The 24,193-nt window shown below is 68.7% G+C and carries 22 protein-coding genes, 1 tRNA gene and 1 pseudogene; 20 read left to right on the forward strand and 4 right to left on the reverse strand.

Going from position 1 to position 24,193, the window contains the following annotated elements:
• The 3 genes from VJ976_RS10585 to VJ976_RS10595 form a co-directional block, all read right to left on the reverse strand.
• Positions 1-1,112: 2-oxo acid dehydrogenase subunit E2 (locus tag VJ976_RS10585; RefSeq protein WP_324100187.1), on the reverse strand; the 1,112-nt coding region annotated here is incomplete at its 3' end.
• 118 nt (positions 1,113-1,230) lie between these two features.
• Positions 1,231-2,055, reverse strand: coding sequence for an ABC transporter permease (locus tag VJ976_RS10590; RefSeq protein WP_324100188.1), 825 nt, complete (start codon positions 2,053-2,055; stop codon positions 1,231-1,233).
• On the reverse strand, positions 2,052-3,008 hold the full coding sequence (locus VJ976_RS10595) for an ABC transporter ATP-binding protein (RefSeq protein ID WP_324100189.1): 957 nt from the start codon (positions 3,006-3,008) through the stop codon (positions 2,052-2,054). Before VJ976_RS10595 ends, VJ976_RS10590 begins: the two co-directional genes overlap by 4 nt.
• Positions 3,009-3,196: 188 nt before the next feature.
• Between VJ976_RS10595 and VJ976_RS10600 the strand changes: the two genes are divergently transcribed.
• Together VJ976_RS10600 and VJ976_RS10605 are read left to right on the forward strand one after the other, a co-directional pair.
• Positions 3,197-4,492: a class I SAM-dependent methyltransferase gene (locus tag VJ976_RS10600; RefSeq protein ID WP_324100190.1), complete on the forward strand. Its 1,296-nt coding sequence runs from the start codon at positions 3,197-3,199 to the stop codon at positions 4,490-4,492.
• A gap of 20 nt (positions 4,493-4,512) precedes the next feature.
• Positions 4,513-5,622 (forward strand): class I SAM-dependent methyltransferase, encoded by a 1,110-nt coding sequence (locus VJ976_RS10605; protein ID WP_324100191.1) that lies wholly within the window; start codon positions 4,513-4,515, stop codon positions 5,620-5,622.
• Positions 5,623-5,766: 144 nt separating this feature from the next.
• Here VJ976_RS10605 and VJ976_RS10610 read toward each other — a convergent pair.
• Positions 5,767-5,838, reverse strand: a tRNA-Arg gene (locus VJ976_RS10610).
• Between the two features lie 163 nt (positions 5,839-6,001).
• On the opposite strand from VJ976_RS10610, the gene VJ976_RS10615 reads away from it, so the two are divergent.
• From VJ976_RS10615 to VJ976_RS10700, 18 genes and pseudogenes are all read left to right on the forward strand, one after another.
• Positions 6,002-7,648, forward strand: a complete 1,647-nt coding sequence (locus tag VJ976_RS10615; RefSeq protein ID WP_324100192.1) for an arginine--tRNA ligase — start codon at positions 6,002-6,004, stop codon at positions 7,646-7,648.
• On the forward strand, positions 7,645-8,649 hold the full coding sequence (locus VJ976_RS10620; RefSeq protein WP_324100193.1) for a homoserine dehydrogenase: 1,005 nt from the start codon (positions 7,645-7,647) through the stop codon (positions 8,647-8,649). Before VJ976_RS10615 ends, VJ976_RS10620 begins: the two co-directional genes overlap by 4 nt.
• A gap of 302 nt (positions 8,650-8,951) precedes the next feature.
• Positions 8,952-10,763: a transcription termination factor Rho gene (gene rho, locus VJ976_RS10625; protein ID WP_414693622.1), complete on the forward strand. Its 1,812-nt coding sequence runs from the start codon at positions 8,952-8,954 to the stop codon at positions 10,761-10,763.
• A 169-nt stretch (positions 10,764-10,932) separates the two neighbouring features.
• Positions 10,933-11,148, forward strand: coding sequence for a 50S ribosomal protein L31 (rpmE, locus tag VJ976_RS10630; RefSeq protein WP_324100195.1), 216 nt, complete (start codon positions 10,933-10,935; stop codon positions 11,146-11,148).
• Positions 11,149-11,193: 45 nt separating this feature from the next.
• On the forward strand, positions 11,194-12,279 hold the full coding sequence (prfA, locus tag VJ976_RS10635) for a peptide chain release factor 1 (protein ID WP_324100196.1): 1,086 nt from the start codon (positions 11,194-11,196) through the stop codon (positions 12,277-12,279).
• The gene (prmC, locus tag VJ976_RS10640; protein ID WP_324100197.1) at positions 12,276-13,148 is read left to right on the forward strand and encodes a peptide chain release factor N(5)-glutamine methyltransferase; all 873 of its coding nucleotides are present in this window, start codon (positions 12,276-12,278) and stop codon (positions 13,146-13,148) included. Before prfA ends, prmC begins: the two co-directional genes overlap by 4 nt.
• A 245-nt stretch (positions 13,149-13,393) precedes the next feature.
• On the forward strand, positions 13,394-14,182 hold the full coding sequence (locus VJ976_RS10645) for an L-threonylcarbamoyladenylate synthase (protein ID WP_324100198.1): 789 nt from the start codon (positions 13,394-13,396) through the stop codon (positions 14,180-14,182).
• Positions 14,183-14,236: 54 nt separating this feature from the next.
• Positions 14,237-15,529: a serine hydroxymethyltransferase gene (gene glyA, locus VJ976_RS10650; RefSeq protein ID WP_324100199.1), complete on the forward strand. Its 1,293-nt coding sequence runs from the start codon at positions 14,237-14,239 to the stop codon at positions 15,527-15,529.
• A 54-nt stretch (positions 15,530-15,583) separates the two neighbouring features.
• Positions 15,584-16,681 (forward strand): MraY family glycosyltransferase, encoded by a 1,098-nt coding sequence (locus VJ976_RS10655; RefSeq protein WP_324100200.1) that lies wholly within the window; start codon positions 15,584-15,586, stop codon positions 16,679-16,681.
• Between the two features lie 53 nt (positions 16,682-16,734).
• The gene (locus VJ976_RS10660; RefSeq protein ID WP_324100201.1) at positions 16,735-17,130 is read left to right on the forward strand and encodes a hypothetical protein; all 396 of its coding nucleotides are present in this window, start codon (positions 16,735-16,737) and stop codon (positions 17,128-17,130) included.
• Positions 17,131-17,287: 157 nt separating this feature from the next.
• Positions 17,288-18,109 carry a F0F1 ATP synthase subunit A gene (gene atpB / locus VJ976_RS10665; RefSeq protein ID WP_324100202.1) on the forward strand — a complete coding sequence of 274 codons (822 nt, stop codon included), beginning with the start codon at positions 17,288-17,290 and terminating at the stop codon, positions 18,107-18,109.
• A 109-nt stretch (positions 18,110-18,218) separates the two neighbouring features.
• Positions 18,219-18,431: an ATP synthase F0 subunit C gene (gene atpE / locus VJ976_RS10670; protein ID WP_324100203.1), complete on the forward strand. Its 213-nt coding sequence runs from the start codon at positions 18,219-18,221 to the stop codon at positions 18,429-18,431.
• A 38-nt stretch (positions 18,432-18,469) separates the two neighbouring features.
• A complete protein-coding gene (locus VJ976_RS10675; RefSeq protein ID WP_324100204.1) occupies positions 18,470-19,054 on the forward strand; it encodes a F0F1 ATP synthase subunit B in 585 nt (194 codons plus the stop codon).
• Between the two features lie 8 nt (positions 19,055-19,062).
• The gene (locus VJ976_RS10680) at positions 19,063-19,866 is read left to right on the forward strand and encodes a F0F1 ATP synthase subunit delta (protein WP_324100205.1); all 804 of its coding nucleotides are present in this window, start codon (positions 19,063-19,065) and stop codon (positions 19,864-19,866) included.
• Positions 19,867-19,932: 66 nt separating this feature from the next.
• On the forward strand, positions 19,933-21,633 hold the full coding sequence (gene atpA / locus VJ976_RS10685) for a F0F1 ATP synthase subunit alpha (RefSeq protein ID WP_324100206.1): 1,701 nt from the start codon (positions 19,933-19,935) through the stop codon (positions 21,631-21,633).
• 13 nt (positions 21,634-21,646) lie between these two features.
• On the forward strand, positions 21,647-22,543 hold the full coding sequence (locus VJ976_RS10690) for a F0F1 ATP synthase subunit gamma (RefSeq protein WP_324100207.1): 897 nt from the start codon (positions 21,647-21,649) through the stop codon (positions 22,541-22,543).
• A 20-nt stretch (positions 22,544-22,563) separates the two neighbouring features.
• Positions 22,564-24,024, forward strand: a complete 1,461-nt coding sequence (gene atpD, locus VJ976_RS10695; RefSeq protein ID WP_324100208.1) for a F0F1 ATP synthase subunit beta — start codon at positions 22,564-22,566, stop codon at positions 24,022-24,024.
• A gap of 60 nt (positions 24,025-24,084) precedes the next feature.
• Positions 24,085-24,193 (forward strand): annotated as a pseudogene (locus VJ976_RS10700) (F0F1 ATP synthase subunit epsilon); the annotation flags it as partial.

Below are 24,193 nucleotides of genomic sequence, written 5' to 3' on the forward strand. Positions count from 1 at the left end.
GCGTTCTCCGCGATGCGCTTGGGGCTGGCGCCCTGCCACTCGGCCGGGTAGTCCAAGGCTCCGACACCGATGATGGCGCCCTGTCCCTGCATCAGCCGCGGCACCGAGTGGACGGTGCCGATACCGCCCGGGTTGGTCAACGACACCGAGATGCCCTGGAAGTCCTCGATGCCGAGCTTGCCGTCGCGCGCCTTGCGCACCACGGCCTCGTAGGCAGACCAGAAGTTGTAGAAGTCCATCCCCTCGCAGCTCTTGATGCCGGGCACCAAGAGCTGCCGGCTGCCGTCCGGCTTCGGCACGTCGATGGCCAGCCCCAGGTTGATGTGCGAAGGAGTGACCAGCACCGGTTTGCCGTCCTGCTCGGCGAACCCGTTGTTCATGCTCGGCATGGCCTCGATCGCTTTGACCATCGCGTAGCCGATGAGGTGGGTGAACGAGACCTTGCCCCCGCGGCTGCGCGCCAGATGGTTGTTGATCACCGTCCGGTTGTCGATGAGCAGCTTGGCCGGCAACGACCGCACACTCGTGGCGGTGGGGACCGCCAGGCTCGACTCCATGTTGGAGACCACCCGCGCGGTGGCCCCTCGCAGCGGGGTGACCTCGGCCTCGCCCTGAGGGCCGGCCACCCTGGTCGCCGGCGTGTCCCGTGGCGTGGGGCCCGCTCTGCCGCTGGCGGGCTTGGACTCCGCGGAGGAGGTCTTGGCCTCCCCCTCCTTGGTCGTGTCCTTCTTCGTCGATCTCGCCCCCTGCCCCTGCGCCGAGCCGGAGGTGCCGTCCCCGGACGCGCTACCGGACGAGGAGTGGCGGGGCGAGCCGTTGCCGGAGCTCTTGCTCTCGGCCTCCTTCGCCGCGGAGCGCTTCTCGGTCGACCCGGACTCCGAGCCGCTGCGGTGTCCGTTGGTGCGGGCGTCCGCGGAGCCTGAGCCGGGACTATCCTCGCCAGCCTGGTCACCGTCCACGCCCTCCGGTGTGTACGTCGCGAACAGCTCTCTCCACTCTTTCGAGACGGAGTCGGAATCTTCGAGGTAGCGCTCGAACTGTTCCTCGACCAACCACTCGTTGGTCCCGAAGTCGGCCGCTGGTGAGGAGCTCTTGCGTGATGGGGCGGACACGACCCTGATGCCTCTTCCTGAGATGATGGCGCACGACGTTGTGCCACCAGCCTACGCCGATCCGCCGCGGATGCACCCGAGCCCTGTCAGGCGTTTTGGTGCTCGGCGGGTCGCGGGCTCAGGCGATGTCGCGAGAGCGCGTCAGCAGGAGACCGACCATCGCCATCACCGCCGCGTAGGTCAGCAGCACCCCGGCGCCGGCGGCCCATCCCAAGGGGTCTGAGGGTCCGCCCAGGGCGGCGGTGAGACTGTCGCTGGCTCCGGTGAACACGTCCAGCGTGGCCGCCGTGACCTGGGAAGGGAAGAAGCGCGAGGCCGACTCGCCCCAGTCGACGAACGTCAGCCCGAAGGCGACCAGCGGCTCCACGATCCATGCCACGGCGATGGCCAACGACAAGGCCAGGACCTGGTTGGGGATGAGCACGCCCACACCGAGTCCGATCAGGGTCCACAGGGCCAGTACCAGCAACATCAGGAGCAGCGTCCGGGTCAGGTCGACGGCCTCGGGGAAGATCGGCAGGTCCGCCGAGGCCAGGATGAGCCCTCCGCCGACAAGGGCGCCCGTCACGTGAACCACCCCGCTGACCGCGGCGATGAGGCACAGAGCGACCACCTTGGCCCCGACGACCTTGGCCCGCTTCGGCGTGGCCAGGAAGGTGCCGGTCACGGTGTGGTGTCGGTACTCCTGCCCGATGCACAGGACGCCGATGACCAGAGCCAGGAGATAGCCGAACTGGATGGCGGAGGTGTAGATGATCCTCGCCAGCAGCAGGGGTGGGGCGACCTCGGCGAGCTCCACACCGTCGAGGATGTTGCCGTAGACGAAGAGCGCTCCGAACAGCGCGGCGAAGCCGATGCCGGTCAGGAACATCCCGGCGGTCAGGCCCCAGGCCGTGCGGGTGCTGACGTACTTCAGCAGCTCGGAACGGATGAGTCGCATCATGCCTGCTCCCGGTTTCGGTCGACCATGTCGGGGTCCTCGGTCAGGTCGAAGTAGAGTCGTTCGAGGTCGGTGCGCAGGGTCCGCAGCTCGTGCACCGCGACCCCGCCGGCGTACGCCGCCTCCCCCACTGCTGCCAGGTCACCGGTGCGGGCTTCCACCGCGCCGGTGCCGTGCTCCTGGCTCGCGCTGCCCGCGATGCCGTGACCCTCGAGGGCCGCGAGCAGCGCCGCGGGATCACCACAGCGCACCAAGGTGGTCGGCTCACCGTGCAGCTCGGCGATCGTGCCCTGGCGCACCAGGCGGCCGTTGGCGATGATCACCACGTCGTCGACGGTCTGCTCGACCTCACTGAGCAGGTGCGAGCTGATCAAGATGGTCTTGCCGTCGCTGGCCAGCGCCCGCAACAGGCCGCGCAGCCACCGGATGCCCTCCGGGTCCAGCCCGTTGGCGGGCTCGTCGAGGATGAGGACCTGGGGGTCGCCGAGCAGGGCCGCGGCCAGCCCGAGACGCTGACGCATCCCCATCGAGTAGCCCCCGGCTCGCTTCTTGGCGGCGGCCGGGATGCCGACCAGCTGCAGCAGCTCGTCCACCCGGGAGTCGGCGATGCCGTGCGTGGCCGCAAGCACCCGCAGATGGTCACGACCGCTGCGCCCGGGGTGGAAGTTCGTCGCCTCCAGCGCAGCGCCGACCACGCGCAGGGGCGCGTCGAGGTCGGCATACCTCTGGCCTCCGATCAGACCTTGCCCGGCGCTGGGGCGGACGAGCCCGAGCAGCATCCGCAGCGTCGTGGTCTTGCCGGCCCCGTTGGGCCCCAGGAACCCTGTGATCCGACCCGGCTGCACCTCGAAGGTCAGGTCGTCCACGGCCTTGAAGTCCTTGAACGACTTCGCCAGGCCCTTGATCTGGATGTCGGCACCGGCCTCGGTGGGCACGGCGATGGTCCGATGGCTCATGCGTCCAGTGAAGCAGGTCTGCAGGTGCGGGGGATCGGCGCCAAGGATGAGTTCCTGCGTGGTGAAGCAGGCCGGCTCGCGCTCGTCCCGGACGGATTGTCGCATCCTTGTCGGTTGGGTTACTGTGCCTGGGCCGGGCATTGGGGTTCGGGTTTCGGCCCTTCGGTTCAACCATCAGGGAGCCATTGATGAGATGCCGACTCTGCGGGTCTTCCGACATGGTCAGCGTCATGGACCTGGGTGCTACCCCACCGTGCGAAAAGTTCCTGACGGCCGACGAGCTCGACCTACCGGAGAACACCTACCCACTCCATCTGAGAGTGTGCGCGGACTGTCTTCTCTTGCAGATCCCGAGCCTGATCACACCGGAACAGACGTTTACCGAGTATGCCTACTTCTCGTCCTTTTCGGACTCGTGGGTGGATCACGCCCGACAGTACGTCGACCAAGCGATAGCCCGACTGGACCTGGGCTCCGAGTCGTTCGTGGTGGAGGTGGCGTCCAACGACGGTTACTTGCTGCGCCATGCCGTGGACAGAGGGATACGGTGCCTGGGGATCGAGCCTTCTGAGAACGTCGGCGAGGCGTCACGGCGCGTGGGTGTGCCGACCCTCACGGCCTTCCTCGACGAGAGTCTCGCGACCGAGACCGTGCACCAGCACGGCGCGGCCGACCTCGTCGTCGCCAACAACGTGTACGCGCACGTGCCGGACCTCCTGGGCTTCACGAAGGCGCTGAGAACCCTGGTCAAGGACGACGGCTGGGTCACCATCGAGGTCCATCACGCCCTGAACCTGGTGCGGCACGCACAGTTCGACACGATCTACCACGAGCACTTCCAGTACTACACCGTCAAGTCGGCCATGACCGCGCTGAGTACCGGCGGCTTGGCTGTGTGCGACGTGGAGCTGCTCGACACGCATGGCGGATCCATCCGGCTCTGGGCGCGGCCACAGGGAGCCGCCGGTGAACCCACTCAACGGGTGGTCGACGCTCTGAAGGAGGAAGAAGACGCGGGTCTGCACTCGGTGGCGGGGTACCAGGACTTCTCGGTCCAGGTCGGGTCGATACGCCGCAACCTGATGTCCTTTCTCATCGAGGCTCATGAGTCAGGCGCGAGCGTCGTCGGCTACGGTGCTCCGGGCAAGGGAAACACCTTGCTCAACTACTGTGGAATCCGCCCCGATCTCATGGCCTACACGGTCGACCGCAACCCGTACAAACACGGTCGCTTCACCCCGGGCACCCGGATCCCTATCCATCCCCCCGAGCGCATCAAGCAGGATCGACCGGACGTCGTCGTAGTATTGCCGTGGAACCTCGAGAAAGAGATCACCGAGCAGCTGCAGTACATCGGGGAGTGGGGGGGATCACTCGTCTTTCCCATGCCCGACCTGCACAGCACGATCGGCTCCGCCGAGGCGTTCAGGCCACAGGCTGACGGCGTCGAGGCGTCGAGGCCACCGTGGGAGGACCATGCGTGAGTCCCGGCAGTGCAGGCGTCATGTCCACTGCTAGCCCGCAACTCTGCCGCGGCTGTCGAAGCCCGGACGTCACTCCCGTCCTCGACCTGGGTCACCTGCCGTCGACAACCTCCTTCCCGCCGGCGCGGACGCCGCTTGACCAGGACCCCTCCTCCGAGGCTCTTGTCATGGGTCTGTGTCGTGCCTGTGGCCTGGCGCAGCTCTTCGGCGACGACGTCGCCGTCACCGAGTCGGTCGGTGTGGAGCCCCAGGTTCTCCGGGACCAAGCCGCGGTTGCCGTCGACACCATGGCCAGTGCCGGCTTCCTCGAGCCAGGCACCGTTGCTGAGTTCGGTAGCCCACACGGTGGCACCTGGATCCCCTTGCTCAACCAGCGCGGCCTGCGCGACGTTCCTGTGGGCGACCGCGCCACCGTCGTCGTCGACTCGTTCGGCTTGATGCACGAACCGGACCAGGCGGCGGCGATCCGAGCACGTGAGGCCTGTCTCACGGAGGACGGGGTGCTGCTGCTGCAGTATCACTCGTTGGAGACCATCGTCAGGAAAGGTCAGTGGACGGCGCTGCGGCACGGACACTATGCGTACTACTCCCTGACGGCCCTGAGCGGGTTGCTCGCGGGCGTCGGGCTAAAGGTCGTGGATGCCGCCTCGTTCGACCTGTACGGCGGAACGGTGCTCCTTGCCGCCTCACGAGACGGTGGGCCTGCTCGGCCGGTCGTGCAACAGATTCTGGAGGACGAGGCCCGGATCGGCGTAGGCGACCCGGCGCAGGTGCGTCGGCTCCAGCAAGCCGAGAAGAACCAGGTGGGTCGCTTGCAGGACTGGTTGGAGCGAAGGGCGCGCGGGGGACGCCGTGTCCATGCCTACGCCGCCTCCTCCCGGTCCGTCCCCTTGCTGGCCCGAGCGAGCGTGACGCGGCGTCTCATCGCTGCAGTCGCGGACGCCTCACCGGAGAAGCAGGGACGGCGTATGCCGGGCACCGACATACCGATCGTCGCGCCCGAGGAGATCCTCCGCGATGACCCGGACGACGTCCTGTTGATGATGCCGGACTCACTGGAGGAGGTGCGGCGCTCCTACCCCGGCCTCGATGGCCGGTTGATCAGCATCGACACCCTCGAAAGCGCGTGACCGCCGAGGATCGCGACCTGCCCCGTCCGCGAGGATGAGGCTCTACAGGGGTGGGCCGGCTCCCGATGCGGCCGCTGACTCCACTGTCACGGACCCGGCCGCTCCCGTCAGAGCCACTCTCGACTGCGACGACCCGGCGTGTTGCGCCCCCGGCAGGATTCGAACCTGCGCTCCCGCCTCCGGAGGGCGGTGCTCTATCCCCTGAGCTACGGGGGCCAACGGCTGGTCAGGCTAGCAGTTGGTGCTCCCCTGCCACGACCGGTGTGGGCCGGGGCGGAACACAGGACCCCTGCCGTGGTCGCGGCGGTGCGCGCCGCACTGTGGTGCTGGGCGCCGCCGCTGCACAGCGGCGCTCGCCACGGCGCCTAGACTTCGTGCGGTGACCCCTGAGCAACTTGCGGACGCCATCCAGGCCGTCCTGGGCCAAGCAGCCGAGGCCGGAGACCTGAGGTTGGAGACCGTGCCCGCGGTGCGCGTCGAGCGCCCGCGCAACCGCGACCACGGTGACTGGTCGACCAACGTCGCACTGCAGCTGGCCCGGCCGACCGGGCTGTCCGGCCGCGAGGTCGCCCAGGTGCTGACCACCCGCCTGGCCGAGGTCGATGGTGTCGCGGCGGTCGACGCTGCCGGCCCCGGCTTCGTGAACATCACCCTGGAGGCCGCGAGCGCGGGGGCCCTGGCCAAGACGATCGTCGAGTCGGGTCCGGAGTACGGCACGAACGCCAGCATGGCCGGGGAGGTGGTCAACCTGGAGTTCGTGTCGGCGAACCCGACCGGGCCGCTGCACGTGGGCCACACCCGGTGGGCGGCGCTGGGGGACGCACTGGGTCGTCTGCTGGCCGCCTGCGGCGCGTCGGTGACGGCCGAGCACTACTCCAACGACGCCGGCGCCCAGATCGACCGTCTGGCCGAGTCCGTCCTGGCGGCCGTCCGAGGCGCCGAGCCGCCCGAGGACGGCTACGCCGGTGACTACGTGGGCGAGCTGGCTCGCCAGGTCGTGCAGGAGTGCGGCGACCTCGCGACGCTGCCTGCCGACCAGGCTCACGCGATCGTGCGCGAGCGGAGCGCCACTGCTCAGGCCGAGCACAACCGGCGCACGCTGGAGGCCTTCCACGTGCACTTCGACGTGTGGTTCTCGGAACGGTCCCTGCACGACAGCGGAGCGGTCGACGCGGCCGTGGAGCGCCTGCGGGAGCAGGGACACGTCTTCGAGCGCGACGGCGCCACATGGCTGCGCACGACCGACTTCGGCGACGACCGCGACCGGGTGCTCATCCGCGCCACCGGAGAGCCGACGTACTTCGCCGCCGACGCCGCGTACTACCTGAGCAAGAAGGACCGGGGCTTCGCGCGCAAGATCTACATGCTGGGCGCCGACCATCACGGGTACGTCGGTCGTCTCAAGGCCATCGCCGCATGTGCCGGGGACGACCCCGAGGAGCACATCGAGGTGCTGATCGGACAGCTCATCGACATCGGCGGAGAGCGGATGGGACGTCGGCGCGGCAATGCGCTGCTGCTGGACGACCTGATCGAGTGGATCGGCACCGACCCGATCCGCTACTCACTCGCGCGCTTCCCGGCGGACTCGCCGCTCCACCTGGACGGGGAGGACCTGCGGCGCCGGAGCAACGACAACCCGGTCTTCTACGTCCAGTACGCCCACGCCCGCACCCGCAACGTGGACCGGCTGGCGCGGCAGGACGGCGTCGACCCGGCCGACGGGTTCGAGCCGTCGCTGCTGGACCACGAGACCGAGGCCGCGCTCCTGGCGGTGCTCGGCGACTTCCCCCGCGTGGTGGCCCAGGCGGCTCGGCTGCGTGAGCCGCACCGGGTGGCCCGCTACCTCGAGGACCTGGCCGGCCGGTACCACAAGTGGTACGACGAGTGCCGGGTCAGACCACAGGAAGCGCAGGAGCCGATCACGGAGCTGCACCGCACCCGCCTGTGGCTCAACAACGCGACCGCTCAGGTCCTGCGCAACGGTCTGGACCTGCTGGGCGTGGCAGCGCCGGAGCGCATGTGAGTGCCCCGGCGGCCACGGGGCAGACCCCGCTGCGCGTCGGTCTGCTCGGGTGCGGCACCGTGGGCGCAGCGGTCGCGCAGGCCCTGTCGACGCGACCCGCGCTGTACGCCGAGCGTGTCGGCAGCCCCATCGAGGTTTGCGGGATCGCGGTGCGCAACGTCGACGCCCCGCGCGAGCTGCACGCCGGACTGTCCGGGTTGCTGACCACCGACGCCTCGAGCGTGGTGCACGGTGCCGACCTGGTGGTCGAGGTGATGGGTGGTATCGAACCGGCGCAGAGTCTGGTGCGGCTGGCGCTCGAGCAGGGTAAACCCGTCGTGACCGCGAACAAGCAGCTCATCGCCGCCTCGGGCCAGGAGCTGGTCGAGGTGGCCCGGCAGCAGGCCACGAGCCTGGACTACGAAGCGGCCGTGGCGGCGGCGGTGCCGGTGCTGCGGGTGGTGCGCGAGTCGCTGGCCGGTGACCGGATCAGCTCGATCACCGGCATCGTCAACGGCTCGACCAACTTCGTCCTCGATATGGTCGCTCGGCACGGGTTGGGCTTCGCGGAGGCGGTGGAGCGCGCCGGCCAGCTGGGCTACCTGGAGGCCGATCCCACGGAGGACCTCGACGGTCTGGACGCGGCGGCCAAGATCGTGATCCTGGCCCGGACCGCGTGGATGGTGGACGTGGGACTCGCCGACGTCCACCGGGAAGGCATCGCCCATCTCACCGACGACGATTTCGAGGCGGCTGCGAGCTGCGGCCAGGTGATCAAGCTGGTGGCGTCGGCGTGGGCGTCGGGGGACCCCGCGCATCCGCACGTCGAGATGGCGGTGCGGCCTGTCGCCCTCGGCGCCGACGACCCGCTGGCGCAGGTGCGGGAAGGGCGCAACGGTGTCGTCATCGAGGCGGAGTCGGCCGGCCTCGTCAGCCTGTTCGGGCCCGGTGCCGGCGGCCCCGAGACGGCCTCAGCCGTGCTGGGGGACCTGGTGAATGCGGCGTGTCGGCTACGGCAGTGATATGGTTGACTCGCCTGCGGGGCGGCGTCGGAGCATCTTTGCCTGACTGTGAGTTGGGCCCGTGAGGCGTATCGCGGCTCGTCCGCCGATGAACCCACCGACCGCTTGGCGACACGGTGTGGGGATTCGAAGCAGGAGGAAGTGTTCGTCCCCCACCCGACACTCTTGACGACATGCAGCGTCGACCCACCGAAGGAAACAAACCCGCTCTGGCCTGACCCGGGCGAGGTGACCACGAAGGACACTCTGTGACTGACACCACCGATGTTGCCACCGGCACCAAGAACGGCGCGCTGAGCTCGATGCGCTTGGCCGATCTGCAGAGCCTCGCCGGAGGCATGGGCATCCCGGTCCACTCCAAGATGCGCAAGGCCGACCTCGTCTCGGCCATCCGCGAGGCCCGGGGCGGCAGCAAGACCGGCGTCAAGGCGCCCGAGGCCTCGCACGTCGGCGGCCCCGACCGGAACGGGCACGCGGGCGCCGCCGCGGCCGGCTCCGAGCCCACGGCGTCCTCACCTCACGCCGAGGACGCGGCCGCCCAGGCCCATGGCGACACCCGGCACGAGCACCAACCGGCCACGACCTCCGAGCGCGAGACCCGGAACGGCGAGGCTCCCGGCCAAAGGGGCCACGAGCAGGGTGCCTCAGGCGGTGACAACCGGGGGGATGACCGCCAGGGGCAGGGCGCCAAGGGCGGAGAGAACCGGGGCGGCGACCAGCAAGGACGCGACAACCAAAGCCGTGACTCGCAGAGCTCGCAGAACCCCCAGAGCCGTGACGGTCGCGGTGGTGAGCACCGCAGCGGCGAGGAGGATGGCTCGCGGTCGGGTCGGCGACGCAACCGCCAGCGGGGCCGCGACCGTAAGCGCGGCCGCGGCCAGAACCAGGGCGGCTCGCGCGAAGGTCTGAGCGAGGAGCAGGAAGGGTACTCCGACCAGGACGTGCTCGTCCCGGTCGCGGGCATCGTGGACGTGCTCGACACCTACGCCTTCATCCGCACCACGGGCTACCTGCCCGGTGCCACGGACGTGTACGTGCCCATGGGCATGGTGCGCCGCAACGGTCTGCGCAAGGGCGATGCCGTCGCCGGGGCCATCAAGGCGCCCTCGGGCGCGGAGCCGGAGCAGCCGCCCAGCGGTGGGGGGAAGAACAACCGCGGCAAGTTCAACGCTCTGGTCCGGCTCGACACCGTGAACGGCATGACGTCCGAGGAGGCCAAGAAGAGGCCCGAGTTCGGTAAGCTCACGCCGCTCTACCCGCAGGAGCGCCTGCGGCTGGAGACCGACGGCAAGAACCTGACCGCACGCATCATCGACCTGGTCGCCCCGATCGGCAAGGGCCAGCGCGGCCTCATCGTCTCCCCGCCCAAGGCCGGCAAGACGCTGGTGCTGCAGGCCATCGCCAACGCGATCACCACCAACAACCCCGAGGCTCACCTCATGATCGTGCTCGTCGACGAGCGCCCCGAAGAGGTCACCGACATGCAGCGCACCGTGGCCGGAGAGGTGATCGCCTCCACCTTCGACCGTCCGGCCGAAGACCACACCACCGTGGCCGAGCTGGCGATCGAGCGTGCCAAGCGCCTGGTGGAGATGGGCGGCGACGTCGTCGTGCTGCTCGACTCGATCACCCGCCTCGGGCGCGCCTACAACCTCGCCGCCCCTGCCAGCGGGCGCATCCTGTCCGGTGGGGTGGACTCCAGCGCCCTGTACCCGCCCAAGCGCTTCTTCGGCGCCGCGCGCAACATCGAGGAAGGTGGGTCGCTGACCATCCTGGCCACGGCCCTGGTCGAGACCGGCTCCAAGATGGACGAGGTCATCTTCGAGGAGTTCAAGGGCACCGGCAACATGGAGCTGCGACTGTCCCGGCAGCTCGCCGACCGTCGGATCTTCCCCGCCGTCGACGTGAACCCCTCCGGCACCCGGCGCGAGGAGATCCTGCTCTCCGGCGAGGAGCTGAAGATCGCCTGGAAGCTGCGTCGGGTCCTGACCGCGCTGGACTCCCAGCAGGCTCTGGAGCTGCTGCTCAACCGACTGCGCAACACGCGCAACAACTACGAGTTCCTGACCCAGGTGCAGCAGACGTCCTCGATCAAGCTCGACGACGAGGACTGACCGGGGACACAGCCCGTGCCGGGCGGCGGAATGCCGTCGACGTCCCCGGCGTTGCGGGATGCGACCGTGCCGTCTGGCACACTCGTCCTTCTGACCACCGGTTCACGCCATGCCCGCCGAAAGCGTCGGCCTGGCGACCCGGGGGATGACCCATCCGAGGAGAGATCACGTGAAGAAGAACATCCACCCCGAGTACCGGGAGACGCAGGTCACCTGTAGCTGCGGGGCTACGTTCACCACTCGCAGCACCGCCCCCGGCGGCACCCTGCACGCTGACGTGTGCTCGCAGTGCCACCCCTTCTACACCGGTAAGCAGAAGATCCTGGACACCGGTGGGCGAGTGGCCCGCTTCCAGGAGCGCTACGGTAAGAAGGCCGCGAAGTAAGCGGGCTCTCGCCCACTCGGGCTCGGCGCTCGCGTGGTATCCGGCATGGATGACTCGGCCGCTCCGCTCCTGGCGGAGTTCCTCAGTATCGAGCAGCAGCTCGCCGATCCTGCCGTCCACGCCGATCCCGCCGCCTACCGCCGGCTGACCAAGCGCTACGCAGCCCTGTCACCGACCGTCGCCGCCTACCGGTCCTGGATGTCCGCCAGCGACGACCTGACCGCAGGGCGGGAGCTGGCGGTTGATGATGCCGGGTTCGCCGACGAGCTGCCCCCGCTCGCCGCGCGGGAGGCGGAGACGGCCGAGGAGCTGCGCCGTCTGCTGCTGCCCAGGGACCCCGACGACGACCAGGACGCCATCGTGGAGGTGAAAGCAGGCGAGGGCGGTGCGGAGTCGGCTCTCTTCGCGGCCGACATCGTGCGGATGTACCTGCGGTATGCCGAGCGCCGCGGGTGGAGGACCGAGGTGCTCGACTCCACCGAGTCCGAGCTCGGCGGCTACAAGGACATCCGAGTGGGCGTACAGGCATCCAGCGCCGCCGCCCCCGGGGAGGCGCCTTGGGCGCGGTTGAAGTACGAGGGGGGCGTGCACCGGGTCCAGCGCGTGCCGGTCACCGAGAGCCAAGGGCGCATCCACACCTCGGCGGTCGGTGTGCTGGTGATGCCGGAGGTCGAGGATCCGGAGGACGTCGACCTCGACCCGAACGACCTCAAGATCGACGTGTTCCGCTCCAGCGGTCCCGGCGGTCAGAGCGTGAACACCACCGACTCGGCGATCCGGATCACGCACCTGCCCTCAGGAGTGGTCGTCTCCTGCCAGAACGAGAAGTCGCAGCTGCAGAACAAGGAGTCGGCGATGCGTGTGCTGCGCGCACGACTGCACCAGATGGCCGTCGACGAGGCCGAGGCGCAGGCCTCGGCCCAACGCCGCAGCCAGGTGCGCACCGTCGACCGCAGCGAGCGCATCCGGACCTACAACTTCCCGGAGAACCGGATCGCGGACCACCGCACCGGCTTCAAGGCCTACAACCTCGACCAGGTCCTCGACGGGGACCTCGATCCGGTCGTCACGTCGGCGATGGAAGCCGACGAGGCGGCCCGACTCGCTGGCCTGGCCGACTCCGCGCCGTGAGGCATGCCGGCTCGATCGGCGTGGAGGAGGCGGTGCGCAAGGCCACTCGGGACCTGCAGCGGGCCGGCGTCGGTAGCCCTCGTGTCGACGCCGAGCACCTGCTCGCACTGGTACTCGGCGCAGAACGCAGCGAGGTCGTACGCCGGCGGCTGCTGGGGTGCGAGCTGACCGCCGAGGAGTCCTCGGCCTATGCCGACCTCGTCGAGCAACGCGGACAGCGCGTGCCCCTGCAGCATCTGACCGGGGTCGTCGACTTCGCCGGTCTGCGTCTGCGCGTCGGCCCTGGCGTCTTCGTCCCCCGTCCGGAGACCGAGCTGCTGGTCCAGCGGGCTCGGCAGGTGCTGTCCGACCTCGCTGACCCGGTCGTGGTCGACCTGTGCACGGGGAGCGGGGCCATCGCTCTGGCCGTGCACCACCACGTTCCTGGTGCGGAGGTCCACGCGGTCGACCTTTCCGACAGCGCGCTTGCGTGGGCCAGACAGAACGTCGCGACCACCGGGCTGGACGTGCAGCTGCGGCGTGAGGCGGCTGCGACGAGCTGTTCTGAGCTGCTCGGGCAGGTGGACCTGGTCACCTGCAATCCCCCCTACATCCCTCCGGGAGCCGTGCCGGTCGACCCTGAGGTTGCCGACCATGACCCACCGATGGCCCTGTACGGCGGAGGGTCGGACGGTCTTGAGATCCCCCTGGCGAGTGCGCGACGGGCCGCCGAGCTCCTCCGCCCGGGCGGAGTCCTGCTGCTCGAGCACGGCGAAGCCCAAGGCGCGGCGCTGACGGCGGCGGTCGAGCGGTCAGGCAGCTGGGCCTACGTCATCGACCACGCCGACATGAGCGCACGACCGCGGTTGCTCGAGGCCACACGGTCGTGAGCCCCGGGGCTCAGAGCGCGCTGAGAATGAAGATGACCAGAGCGATGATGAGAAGGACGCCAACGATGGTCCAGATGGTGCTACGAGGCATGTGAAACTCCTAGGACAGACGTAATGGGAACTCCCCGGCTGGGACGTACAGCACAACGCTAGTCCGGTTTGCCGTCGGCGCCACTCGAAACACGCGGTAAAGGGCCAACGATGTCCTGGGACGACCCCCTCGGGATGTCAGACTGGGAGTCGTGATGCTCGACTGTAGGAACGCCGACGGTCGCGCCGAGGCGGTCTCCCAGGCCGCCGAGGTCGTCCGCGCCGGCAAGCTGGTGGTGCTGCCCACGGACACCGTCTACGGGGTCGGCGCCGACGCCTTCGACCAGGTCGCCGTGGCCATGGTTCTCGCGGCGAAGCACCGCAGCCGCGACATGCCGCCGCCGGTGCTGGTGCCCGATGCCCGCACGGTGGACGGCCTGGCCACCGACGTGCCGATGTACGCCAGGATCCTGATGCGCGCCTTCTGGCCGGGTCCGCTGACCTTGGTGTTGCGGGCGCAGGCGTCACTGGCCTGGGACCTCGGCCACACCAACGGGACCGTCGCCCTGCGCATGCCGCAGGACGAGGTGGCGCTGCAGGTGCTCTCCGAGGTCGGCCCGGTGGCAGTGACCAGCGCGAACCTGACCGGGCATGCTGCTGCGACGACCGCCGGTGAAGCACAGGAGCAGCTGCGCGGCGCTGTGTCGCTGTACCTGGACGACGGCCCGCGCCTGGAGCGCGGCGCCTCCACGATCGTCGACTGCACCGGTGCGGAGCCGGTGGTGCTTCGTCACGGCTCCTTGTCGGCCGACTCGTTGCGTGAGGTGCTGGGCGACACCGCGCTGCACGACGCACCCGCACCGCCCGTGACCGGTCCATCCGCTCCGAGGAGCGCCGCGATCGGCGGCCCGCGACTGGTCGGGAGCCTGCGGCCCAGTGGAGTAGGAACACGGCCGGGCGCCGTGGTGACCCTCCCGGCGGCCGGCCCCATCGACGCCGCCTGAGGCCCTAGAGTGAGCACGGTCACGCCTGGCAGCACCATCAGCAGGGAGAAGCTTGTGAGTACCCACCTCGAGGCCCAGACGTACTACGGCCCGCACTTCGGCGAGCTGGTGCGGGCCGACCCGCAGATCGCCGAGCTGCTCGTCAGCGAGCTGGACCGGCAGCGAGGCGGTCTGCAGCTCATCGCGAGTGAGAACCAGACCAGCCCCGCGGTCCTGGCGGCCCTGGGTTCGACCTTGTCGAACAAGTATGCCGAGGGCTATCCCGACCGCCGCTACTACGGTGGGTGCGCTGAGGTCGACAAGGTGGAGAAGCTGGCGATCGAGCGGGCCACCGCCCTGTTCGAGGCGGATCACGCCAACGTTCAGCCGCACTCGGGCGCCAGCGCCAACCAGGCGGTCTACGGGGCGTTCGCCTCACCGGGCGACACGATCCTGGCCATGTCCCTGGACCACGGTGGCCATCTCACCCACGGCTTCAAGGTCTCCTTCAGTGGCAAGTGGTTCAACGCGGTGCACTACGGGGTCGCCGAAAGCACTGAGGACATCGACTACGACCAGGTCGAACGACTGGCTCGCGAGCACCGGCCCACGCTCATCATCGCCGGCGGGTCGGCCATCCCCCGGACGATCGACTTCGAGCGGTTCCGGGCCATCGCCGATGAGGTGGGCGCCGTGTTCTGGGTCGACGCCGCGCACTTCATCGGCCTCGTGGCCGGCAAGGCCATCCCCTCGCCCGTCCCGTACGCCGATGTGGTCAGCTTCACCACGCACAAGGTGCTGCGAGGCCCCCGGGGTGGTGCGATCGTCTGCAAGGCCGAGCACGCGGCGAAGATCGACCGTGCGGTGTTCCCGATGATGCAGGGCGGCCCGCTGATGCACGCCGTCGCGGCCAAGGCGGTCAACTTCGCTGAGTGCGCGACCCCCGAGTACCAGCGCTACGCGGCCCAGGTGATCGAGAACTCGCGCGCTCTGGCCGGTGCCCTGGCGGAGCGGGACATCCGGCCGATCACCGGCGGGACGGACACCCACCTGTCACTGCACGACCTGCGCGACGTGGCGGTCACCGGGGTGGACGCGGAGCGGCGCTGCGATGCCGCCGGCATCGTGTTGAACAAGAACGCCATCCCCTTCGACCCGGAGAAGCCCAACGTGGCCTCGGGCGTCCGCGTCGGTACTCCTTCCGTGACGACCCAAGGGATGGGGGTCGAGCAGATGACCCAGATCGCCGACGTCATCCACCGGGCTGTGACCCAGACCGACGGCGACCCTGACCATGCCCTGGCCACCGAGCTTCGAGACGAGGTCACCCAGCTGCTCACCGAGTACCCGGCCTATCCAGAGCCGTGAGGCCGGGGCCCGCAGCGCCCGCCTGTCGCTTACGCAGGCGGGCCGGAGCAGCCCGTGCGTGAGTACCTGCTGATCCTGCTGACCGCCGCGATCTTCACCTTCGTGGCCACGACCGGAGTCCGTTGGGTCGCCTTCCGCATCGGTGCTGTGACCCCGGTGCGAGCCCGTGACGTGCACGCCACCCCCACGCCTCGGCTGGGTGGGGTGGCAATGCTGATGGGCTTCGCAGCCGCGGTGCTGGTCGGAAGCCAGCTGCCGTTCCTGGGCCAGCTCTTCGACAGTCCCGAGCTGTGGGGAGTCCTGCTCGCCGCCGTCCTGATCACGCTGCTCGGCGCCCTGGACGATGTCCGCGAGGTGGACTGGCTGACCAAGCTGGCCGGTCAGGTGGTGGCGGGCGGGACGATGGCCTTCTTCGGCGTCCAGCTGCTCAGCCTGCCGGTGTTCGGGGTCACCATCCTGCCCGAACCGGTGCTGGTGACCCTGACCATCATCATCGTGGTCATCTCCACCAACGCGGTGAACTTCGTCGACGGCCTGGACGGTCTCGCCGCGGGTGTCGTGCTGCTCTCCGGTGGGGCGTTCTTCGCCTGGACCTATCTGGTCAGCCGGGCCTTCGACCCACCCAACGTCTTCTCCACGGCCACCTTCATCACCGCTGCGCTGATGGGGTGCTGCCTAGGCTTCCTGCCCCACAACGTCCACCCCGCGCGACTGTTCATGGGTGACGCCGGCGCCCTGCTGCTGGGGCTGCTCCTGTCCGCCGCCACCATCTCGATGACGGGCAGCGTGGACCCCAACTCCAGCGTGGCCACCACCTCGACGATCACCGCGTTCCTGCTCCCGGTGCTGCTGCCGGTGGCCATCATGGCCCTGCCCATCCTCGACATGGCGCTGGCCATCCTGCGGCGGACGCGGCGGGGGGAGTCGCCGTGGAAACCGGACGCCCTGCATCTGCACCACCAGATGCTGCGGATCGGTCACAGCCACCGGCGTGCCGTGGCGCTGCTCTACCTGTGGTCGGGCCTGATCGCCCTGGGGGCGGTCTCCTTCGCGTACGTGCCGGTCTGGGTCTCTCTCGTCGGGATCATGGCGGTGCTGGCCCTGGCCATCGTGCTCACCTGGGGACCGTCGACGCGGCGGTCGGTCTCATGAGCGGCGCCAGCGGCGAGAGACCCGCGCTCTCACCGCAGCAAGTGCTGCCTGTCATGCTTCGGCAGTCCTTCCCGCCCGCAGCCGTCGCCGGCCTTCTCGCCGCCCTCGCCGTGGGGCTGGTCCAGGGCTGGAAGCCGGGGCTCTCGGCCGGGCTGGGGGTCGTCATCACCCTCGCCTTCTTCGGCTCCGGACTGGTCCTGATGTCGCGGTTCGTCCGGAGCGCGGACCCGATGCTCTTCATGGCGGTGGGGATGAGCGTCTACTTCGCACAGGTGCTCGGCCTGTTGGTGGTGCTGGTCGTCGCCCGGGACGTGGAAGGCCTGGACCTTCGTGCGGCCGGCCTGGCCATGTTCGTCACCATCCTGGCCTGGCAGGTCGCCCAGATCCGCGCCTGGCGGCGGGCTCGCGTCCCGGTCTACGACGCGGGCCCCGGACAGGACGCGCCTTGAACCCGTCCGAACGGTCCGCGACCGGGGCAAAGTCCGGTAGCCTTGCGCACGCAGTCCTGCCGATGCCGTATCCCCTCAAGTCGAGTGCGACACCACTGCACTACGGTGGTCGCGACTCGTACCTGTCGACGTTGCCCGACTCAGCCAAGGAGCGCTCGTGGTCCTGAACGCGTTGTCCGCGAACCTGATCATGGTGCCAGCCGCCGACGGCGAAGAGTTCGAGACCCCGGGCGTCGAGGACTTCTGGTGGCCGCTGATCGGTGGCGACAGCTACTGGACCTTCACCCGGCCTGCCCTGATCGCCCTGCTGTCGGTTCTGCTCATCGCGGGCTTCTACATCGCCGTCACTCGCAATATGAAGATCGTCCCCAGCCGGGTGCAGTTCGCCGCCGAGGGGATCTACAACTTCACCCGCAACACCATCGGGCGCGACGTCATCGGCAGCAAGGACTTCAAACCCTTCGTGCCGCTGCTGTTCACCATCTTCACGATGATCCTGGTCAACAACATCGCCGGGGTCGTGCCGTTCATCCAGTTCCCGACCATGTCGCGGCTCGGGTTCCCGATCGTGCTCACGCTGATCGTGTACCTCGTCTACCACGTGGTGGCGCTGAAGCGGAAGCACGGGGTGCTCGGCTACCTGAAGTCCCTCGTGCCGCCCGGGCTGCCGGTCTGGCTGGTTCCGCTCATGTTCGTGCTCGAGTTCCTGACCTACTTCGCCATCCGTCCGCTGACGCTGGCGCTGCGGCTCTTCGGCAACATGCTTGCCGGACACCTCATGCTTCTGTTGTTCATCCTGGGCGGTGAGTTCCTGCTGCTGCACGGCGACGGCGTGCTGCTCCAGGCGTCCGGGGTGCTGTCCCTCCTCTTCTCGATCGTGATGACCTTCTTCGAGCTGCTGATCCAGTTCCTGCAGGCCTTCATCTTCACCATCCTTGCTGCGCTGTACATCTCCGACGCCGTTGCCGAGGAGCACTGAACCGGCCTCGCGCCGGTCGGTCGCGATGGTGCACCACAACTGAATAGACCACTCGCCATGCGAACTGACAGCGGGAACCGTTCCCGTTGCCACCCGAAAGGAACCCTTCATGACTGGTGACATTGCCTTCCTCGGCTACGGCCTGGCCGCCATCGGCCCGGGTATCGGTGTCGGACTGATCTTCGCCGCCTACATCAACGGTGTGGCCCGCCAGCCCGAGGCTCGCGGCATGCTTCAGACCATTGCCTTCACCGGCTTCGCGCTCACCGAGGCGCTGGCCATCCTGGGTCTGGTCTTCGCCTTCGTGTTCTCCGGCAACTAGGACCTGCACCACCGCGCGAGAAGAGAGGACGGGACGTGATGGGCGTTTCGATATCGATGGCCGAGGGCCCCGGCTACCCCGAGGGCTTCCCTCTGCTGCCGCACCCGGCCGAGATGATCATGGGTGTCATCGCCTTCGTCATCCTGTACTTCGTCGCGAAGAAGTACGTGGTGCCCGCCTTCGAGAAGGCCTACGAGGACCGCACCGAGGCCATCGAGGGCGGGATGGAGAAGGCCGAGCGGCTCCAGGAGGAGGCGCGGGAGGCCAAGAAGAAGTACGAGGACCAGCTCGCCGGGGCTCACGACGAGGCGAGCGCGATCCGCGAGAAGGCGAAGGAGCAGGGCGCGCAGATCGTGGCCGAGATGCGTGAGCAGGCCAAGGCGGAGGCCGCGCGCATCACCGCGACGGCGCACAAGCAGGTCGACGCCGAGCGCCAGCAGGCGATGGTCTCGCTGCGAAGCGAGGTGGGCGAGATCTCGACCAACCTGGCCAGCCGCATCGTCGGTGAGTCGCTGGAGGACCAGGACCGGCAGAACAACGTCATCGAGCGGTTCCTGAGCGAGCTGGAGTCCAGCTCGGCCGACGACGCCCAGACTCCGGCGAACGCCGGTGGCGAGTCCTGATGCAAGGCGTGTCGCGAGGCGCTCTCACCTCGGTCCGTGAGTCTCTGGAGGAGACTCTGCGCGCGGAGGATGTCGACGCTGCCGGGGTCGGCGAGGACCTCCTGGCCGTATCGGGGGTCCTCGGTGGCTCGGCAGTGCTGCGGCGCGCCCTCACCGATCCCTCACGCACCGGGCGCGACCGCGGCAAGCTCGTCGACCGCCTGTTCGCCGGCCGGGTGAGCGACGGGGCGCAGCGCGTCACACGGGCCGTCGTCGCAGAGCGCTGGGCCCGCAACGGACATCTCACCGTGGCCCTGGAGACGCTGGCCGTGCAGTCCTTCCTGGCCCACGCCGAGACGCACGGACGGCTGACCCAGGTCGAGGACGAGCTGTTCCGGTTCAAGCGCATCGCCCAGGGCTCCCCCGAGCTGCAGTCCGCCCTGAGTGACGCCCGGGCCCCGGATGACGCGAAGGGCGACCTGGTCAAGGCTCTGCTTCAGGACAGAGCTGCCCCGGAGACGGTGCGGCTGGTCTCGCACGCGGTCGCGTCGGCGACGACCCGCTTCGACGAGTCGTTGGAGTCCTACCTCATGGAGGCGGCCGAGCGTCAGAGCCATCTGACCGCCGTGGTCACCAGCGCGTCGGCGCTGACCGAGGACCAGTACGACCGGGTGGCCGCGGCACTGTCGCAACAGTACGGTCGCGACATCCACGTCAACGCGGTGATCGATCCCGACGTCCTGGGTGGCGTGCGAGTCGAGATCGGCGACGAGGTCATCGAGGGCACCATCAGCAACCGCCTGGCCCAGGCCCGGCGATCCATGACGCGTTAGCGGCGCACCCACACCCCATATCTGGCACACCGTCTCGCATCGCGGGACACAGGCGAGGAGAAACCCATGACCGAACTGACCATCCGTCCCGAGGAGATCCGTGACGCCTTGGACTCCTTCGTGCAGTCCTACGACCCGAACGCCGCCTCCCGGGAAGAGGTGGGACGGGTCTCAGACGCAGGGGACGGCATCGCGCACGTCGAGGGCCTGCCCTCGTGCATGACCAACGAGCTGCTGAGGTTCGAGGATGGCACCCTGGGACTGGCGCTGAACCTGGACGTCCACGAGATCGGCGTCGTCATCTTGGGTGACTTCGCCGGCATCGACGAAGGCCAGGAGGTCCGCCGCACCGGCGAGGTGCTCTCCGTACCCGTCGGGGATGCCTACCTGGGCCGCGTGGTGGACCCGCTGGGCCACGCGCTGGACGGCATGGGGGACCTGGAGACCGACGAGAGTCGGCCGCTGGAGCTCCAGGCTCCCGGCGTCATGCAGCGCAAGTCCGTGCACGAGCCGCTGCAGACGGGCATCAAGGCGATCGACAGCATGATCCCGATCGGGCGCGGTCAGCGACAGCTCATCATCGGAGACCGGCAGACCGGCAAGACCACGGTCGCGGTGGACACCATCTTGAACCAGCGGGAGAACTGGGAGTCCGGTGACCCGGACAAGCAGGTCCGCTGCATCTACGTCGCCATCGGTCAGAAGGCATCGACGGTGGCCGGGGTGCGCAGCACCCTGGAGGAGAGCGGAGCCCTGGAGTACACGACGATCGTCGCCGCCAACGCGTCGGAGTCGGCCGGGTTCAAGTACCTCGCCCCCTACACCGGTTCAGCCATCGGCCAGCACTGGATGTACGAGGGCAAGCACGTGCTCATCGTCTTCGACGACCTGTCCAAGCAGGCGGAGGCCTACCGTGCGGTCTCGTTGCTGCTGCGTCGGCCGCCGGGCCGCGAGGCGTACCCGGGCGACGTGTTCTACCTGCACTCGCGCCTGCTCGAGCGCTGCGCGAAGCTGTCGGACGACCTGGGTGCCGGGTCGATGACGGGTCTGCCGATCATCGAGACCAAGGCGGGCGACGTCGCCGCCTTCATCCCCACGAACGTGATCTCGATCACCGACGGCCAGATCTACCTCGACGGTGACCTGTTCAACTCCAACGTCCGCCCCGCGATCGACGTGGGCATCTCGGTCTCACGCGTCGGGGGCGACGCGCAGGTCAAGGCCATGAAGAACGTGTCGGGACGGCTCAAGGTCGACCTGGCCCAGTTCCGCGAGATGGAGGCGTTCGCGATGTTCGCCTCCGACCTGGACGCCACCTCGCGAGCCCAGCTGGACCGTGGCGCTCGGATGGTGGAGCTGCTCAAGCAGCCGCAGTCCTCCCCGCTGCCCATCCAGGAGCAGGTGGCCGTGATCTGGGCGGGAACCCAGGGATACCTGGACGACGTCCCGACCGAGGACGTGCGGCGGTTCGAGAACGAGTTCCTCGACTACCTGCGCCGCAACCACTCCGAGCTGCTGGACGGTGTTCGCGAGTCCGGCAAGCTGGGCGACGACAGCTCGGACGCACTGGAGTCGGCGATGAAGGACTTCAAGAACGAGTTCGAGTCCAGTGACGACGCCGGGATGCGGCCGGGCTCGGAGGACGACACCAGCGACGACGCGGACGACAGCGGAGACGACGAGGACGCGGACGTGGACACCGACGACGAGGAGTCGATGGACTCCGACGACGTCGAGCAAGAGCAGATCACGACCCAGAAGCGCTGAGGGGAGGGCCGATATGGGAGCCCAGCAGCGGGAGTACAAGCAGCGAAGCGACTCCATCAAGTCGATGAAGAAGATCACCCGGGCGATGGAGCTGATCGCGGCCTCCCGTGTCATCAAAGCGCGCCAGCGCGTGACGGAGACCACGCCGTACGCCGAGGCCATCACGCGAGCCGTCTCGGCCGTGGCGACGTTCTCCAACGTCGACCACCCGTTGACCACGGAGCGTGAGGAGCCCACCAAGGCCGGGGTGCTGATCGTCACCAGTGACCGCGGTCTGGCCGGCGCCTACTCGAACAACGTGCTGAAGCGGTCCGAGCAGCTGCGTGAGTACCTCGAGGGGGAGGGCCGCGAGGTGGTGCCCTACCTGACGGGTCGCAAGGCCGAGGGCTTCTACAGCTTCCGCCGTCGCGAGTTCGCCGACAGCTGGACGGGGTTCTCCGACGCCCCCACGTTCGAGGTGGCCCGCGAGATCAGCGAACGCCTGGTGAAGGACTTCGTCGCCGGGTCCGACGACGGTGGTGTGGACGAGCTGCACATCGTCTCCACCCGTTTCGTCAACATGGTGACCCAGGAGGTCGAGGTCGTCCGGCTGCTTCCCCTCAAGGTGGTCGAGGCCGACCTTCCGGAGGCGACCGAGGACCTCTACCCGCTGTACGAGTTCGAGCCCTCGGGCCCGGAGGCGTTGGACACGCTGCTGCCGCAGTACGTCACGGCACGGATCTTCAACCTGTTGCTGCAGGCTGCGGCCTCGGAGCTGGCGGCCCGCCAGCGCGCCATGAAGTCGGCCACGGACAACGCGGAAGAGCTCATCAAGACCTACACCCGGCTGGCCAACCAGGCCCGCCAGGCGGAGATCACCCAAGAGATCAGTGAGATCGTGGGCGGCGCGGCCGCCCTCGCCGACAGCTAGTGAGAAGGAAGCACTGAATCATGAGCACTGCCACGAATGAGGCTACCGAGCAGGAGCAGACCGAAGGCGGCGTCGGCCGGCTCGCGCGCATCATCGGGCCGGTCGTCGACGTCGAGTTTCCGCCGGGCCAGATCCCGGAGATGTACAACCTGCTGACCACCGAGGTCGAGCTGGCCGGAGAGATGCAGACGATCAACCTCGAGGTCGCCCAGGACGTGGGCGACAACATGGTCCGCGCGATCGCCCTGCAGACGACGGACGGCCTGGTCCGGGGAAGCAGCGTCCAGGACACGGGCGGCCCGATCACGGTGCCGGTGGGAGACGTGACCCTCGGCAAGGTGTTCAACACCACCGGCACCTGCCTCAACCTCGACGGTGACGAGAAGCTCGAGGTGGAGGAGCGCTGGGGCATCCACCGGTCCTCACCGGACTTCGACCAGCTGGAGCCCAAGACCCAGATGTTCGAAACCGGCATCAAGGTCCTCGACCTGCTCACGCCCTATGTTCAGGGCGGCAAGATCGGCCTGTTCGGGGGAGCCGGTGTGGGCAAGACCGTCCTCATCCAGGAGATGATCGCCCGGGTCGCGCAGGACCACGGCGGGGTCTCGGTGTTCGCCGGCGTCGGCGAGCGCACTCGAGAGGGCAACGACCTCATCGTCGAGATGGAGGAGGCCGGCGTGCTCGGCCAGACCGCCCTGGTGTTCGGCCAGATGGACGAACCGCCGGGCACCCGGCTGCGCGTCGCGCTGTCGGCGTTGACCATGGCCGAGTACTTCCGCGACGTCCAGGAGCGGGACGTCCTGCTCTTCATCGACAACATCTTCCGGTTCACCCAGGCGGGCTCCGAGGTCTCCACCCTGCTCGGTCGTATGCCGTCCGCGGTCGGCTACCAGCCGACGCTGGCGGACGAGATGGGCGTGCTCCAGGAGCGCATCACGTCCACGCGGGGTCACTCCATCACCTCGATGCAGGCGATCTACGTGCCGGCGGACGACTACACCGACCCGGCGCCCGCCACGACCTTCGCCCACCTGGACGCGACGACCGAGCTGTCCCGGCCCATCGCCTCGCAAGGCATCTATCCGGCGGTGGACCCGCTCACCTCGAACAGTCGCATCATGGACCCGCGCTACATCGCCCAGGACCACTACGACACCGCGGTACGCGTGCGGTCCATCCTGCAGCGCTACAAGGAGCTGCAGGACATCATCGCGATCCTCGGCATCGACGAGCTGTCCGAGGAGGACAAGGTCCTCGTGGGCCGGGCCCGCCGGATCTCGCGGTTCCTGTCCCAGAACACCTACGTGGCCAAGCAGTTCACCGGCATCGAAGGGTCGACGGTGCCCCTGGAGGAGACGATCGAGGCCTTCACCAAGGTGGCGGACGGCGAGTACGACCACCTCCCGGAGCAGGCCTTCTTCATGTGCGGTGGGCTGGACGACGTCGAGAAGGCGGCCAAGGATCTCGAGCAGGACGGCTGAGCGCCCGCAGTACACTGCTAGCGGCGTCGGGTTCGGCCCCGCGCCGCGAGAAAGGACGGTATGAGCGAGCTGAACGTCTCGTTGGTCGCTGCCGACCGCACGGTCTGGGAGGGTGAAGCCTCCATGGTGAGCCTTCGCAGCAGCGAGGGTGAGCTGGGCATCATGCCCG

The organism is Ornithinimicrobium sp. (genome assembly GCF_035267225.1).
Taxonomy (GTDB): Bacteria; Actinomycetota; Actinomycetes; order Actinomycetales; family Dermatophilaceae; genus Ornithinicoccus.

Bases quoted from the DNA above. Each gene is read 5' to 3' on its own strand.
- VJ976_RS10690 (WP_324100207.1), top strand. From the start codon at position 21,647: ATGGGAGCCCAGCAGCGGGAGTACAAGCAGCGAAGCGACTCCATCAAG.
- rho (WP_414693622.1), top strand. From the start codon at position 8,952: ATGCGCTTGGCCGATCTGCAGAGCCTCGCCGGAGGCATGGGCATCCCG.
- atpD (WP_324100208.1), top strand. From the start codon at position 22,564: ATGAGCACTGCCACGAATGAGGCTACCGAGCAGGAGCAGACCGAAGGC.
- VJ976_RS10645 (WP_324100198.1), top strand. From the start codon at position 13,394: ATGCTCGACTGTAGGAACGCCGACGGTCGCGCCGAGGCGGTCTCCCAG.
- atpE (WP_324100203.1), top strand. From the start codon at position 18,219: ATGACTGGTGACATTGCCTTCCTCGGCTACGGCCTGGCCGCCATCGGC.
- VJ976_RS10595 (WP_324100189.1), bottom strand. From the start codon at position 3,008: ATGAGCCATCGGACCATCGCCGTGCCCACCGAGGCCGGTGCCGACATC.
- atpA (WP_324100206.1), top strand. From the start codon at position 19,933: ATGACCGAACTGACCATCCGTCCCGAGGAGATCCGTGACGCCTTGGAC.
- prfA (WP_324100196.1), top strand. From the start codon at position 11,194: ATGGATGACTCGGCCGCTCCGCTCCTGGCGGAGTTCCTCAGTATCGAG.
- VJ976_RS10600 (WP_324100190.1), top strand. From the start codon at position 3,197: ATGAGATGCCGACTCTGCGGGTCTTCCGACATGGTCAGCGTCATGGAC.
- VJ976_RS10660 (WP_324100201.1), top strand. From the start codon at position 16,735: ATGCTTCGGCAGTCCTTCCCGCCCGCAGCCGTCGCCGGCCTTCTCGCC.
- VJ976_RS10675 (WP_324100204.1), top strand. From the start codon at position 18,470: ATGGGCGTTTCGATATCGATGGCCGAGGGCCCCGGCTACCCCGAGGGC.
- VJ976_RS10605 (WP_324100191.1), top strand. From the start codon at position 4,513: ATGTCCACTGCTAGCCCGCAACTCTGCCGCGGCTGTCGAAGCCCGGAC.
- VJ976_RS10590 (WP_324100188.1), bottom strand. From the start codon at position 2,055: ATGATGCGACTCATCCGTTCCGAGCTGCTGAAGTACGTCAGCACCCGC.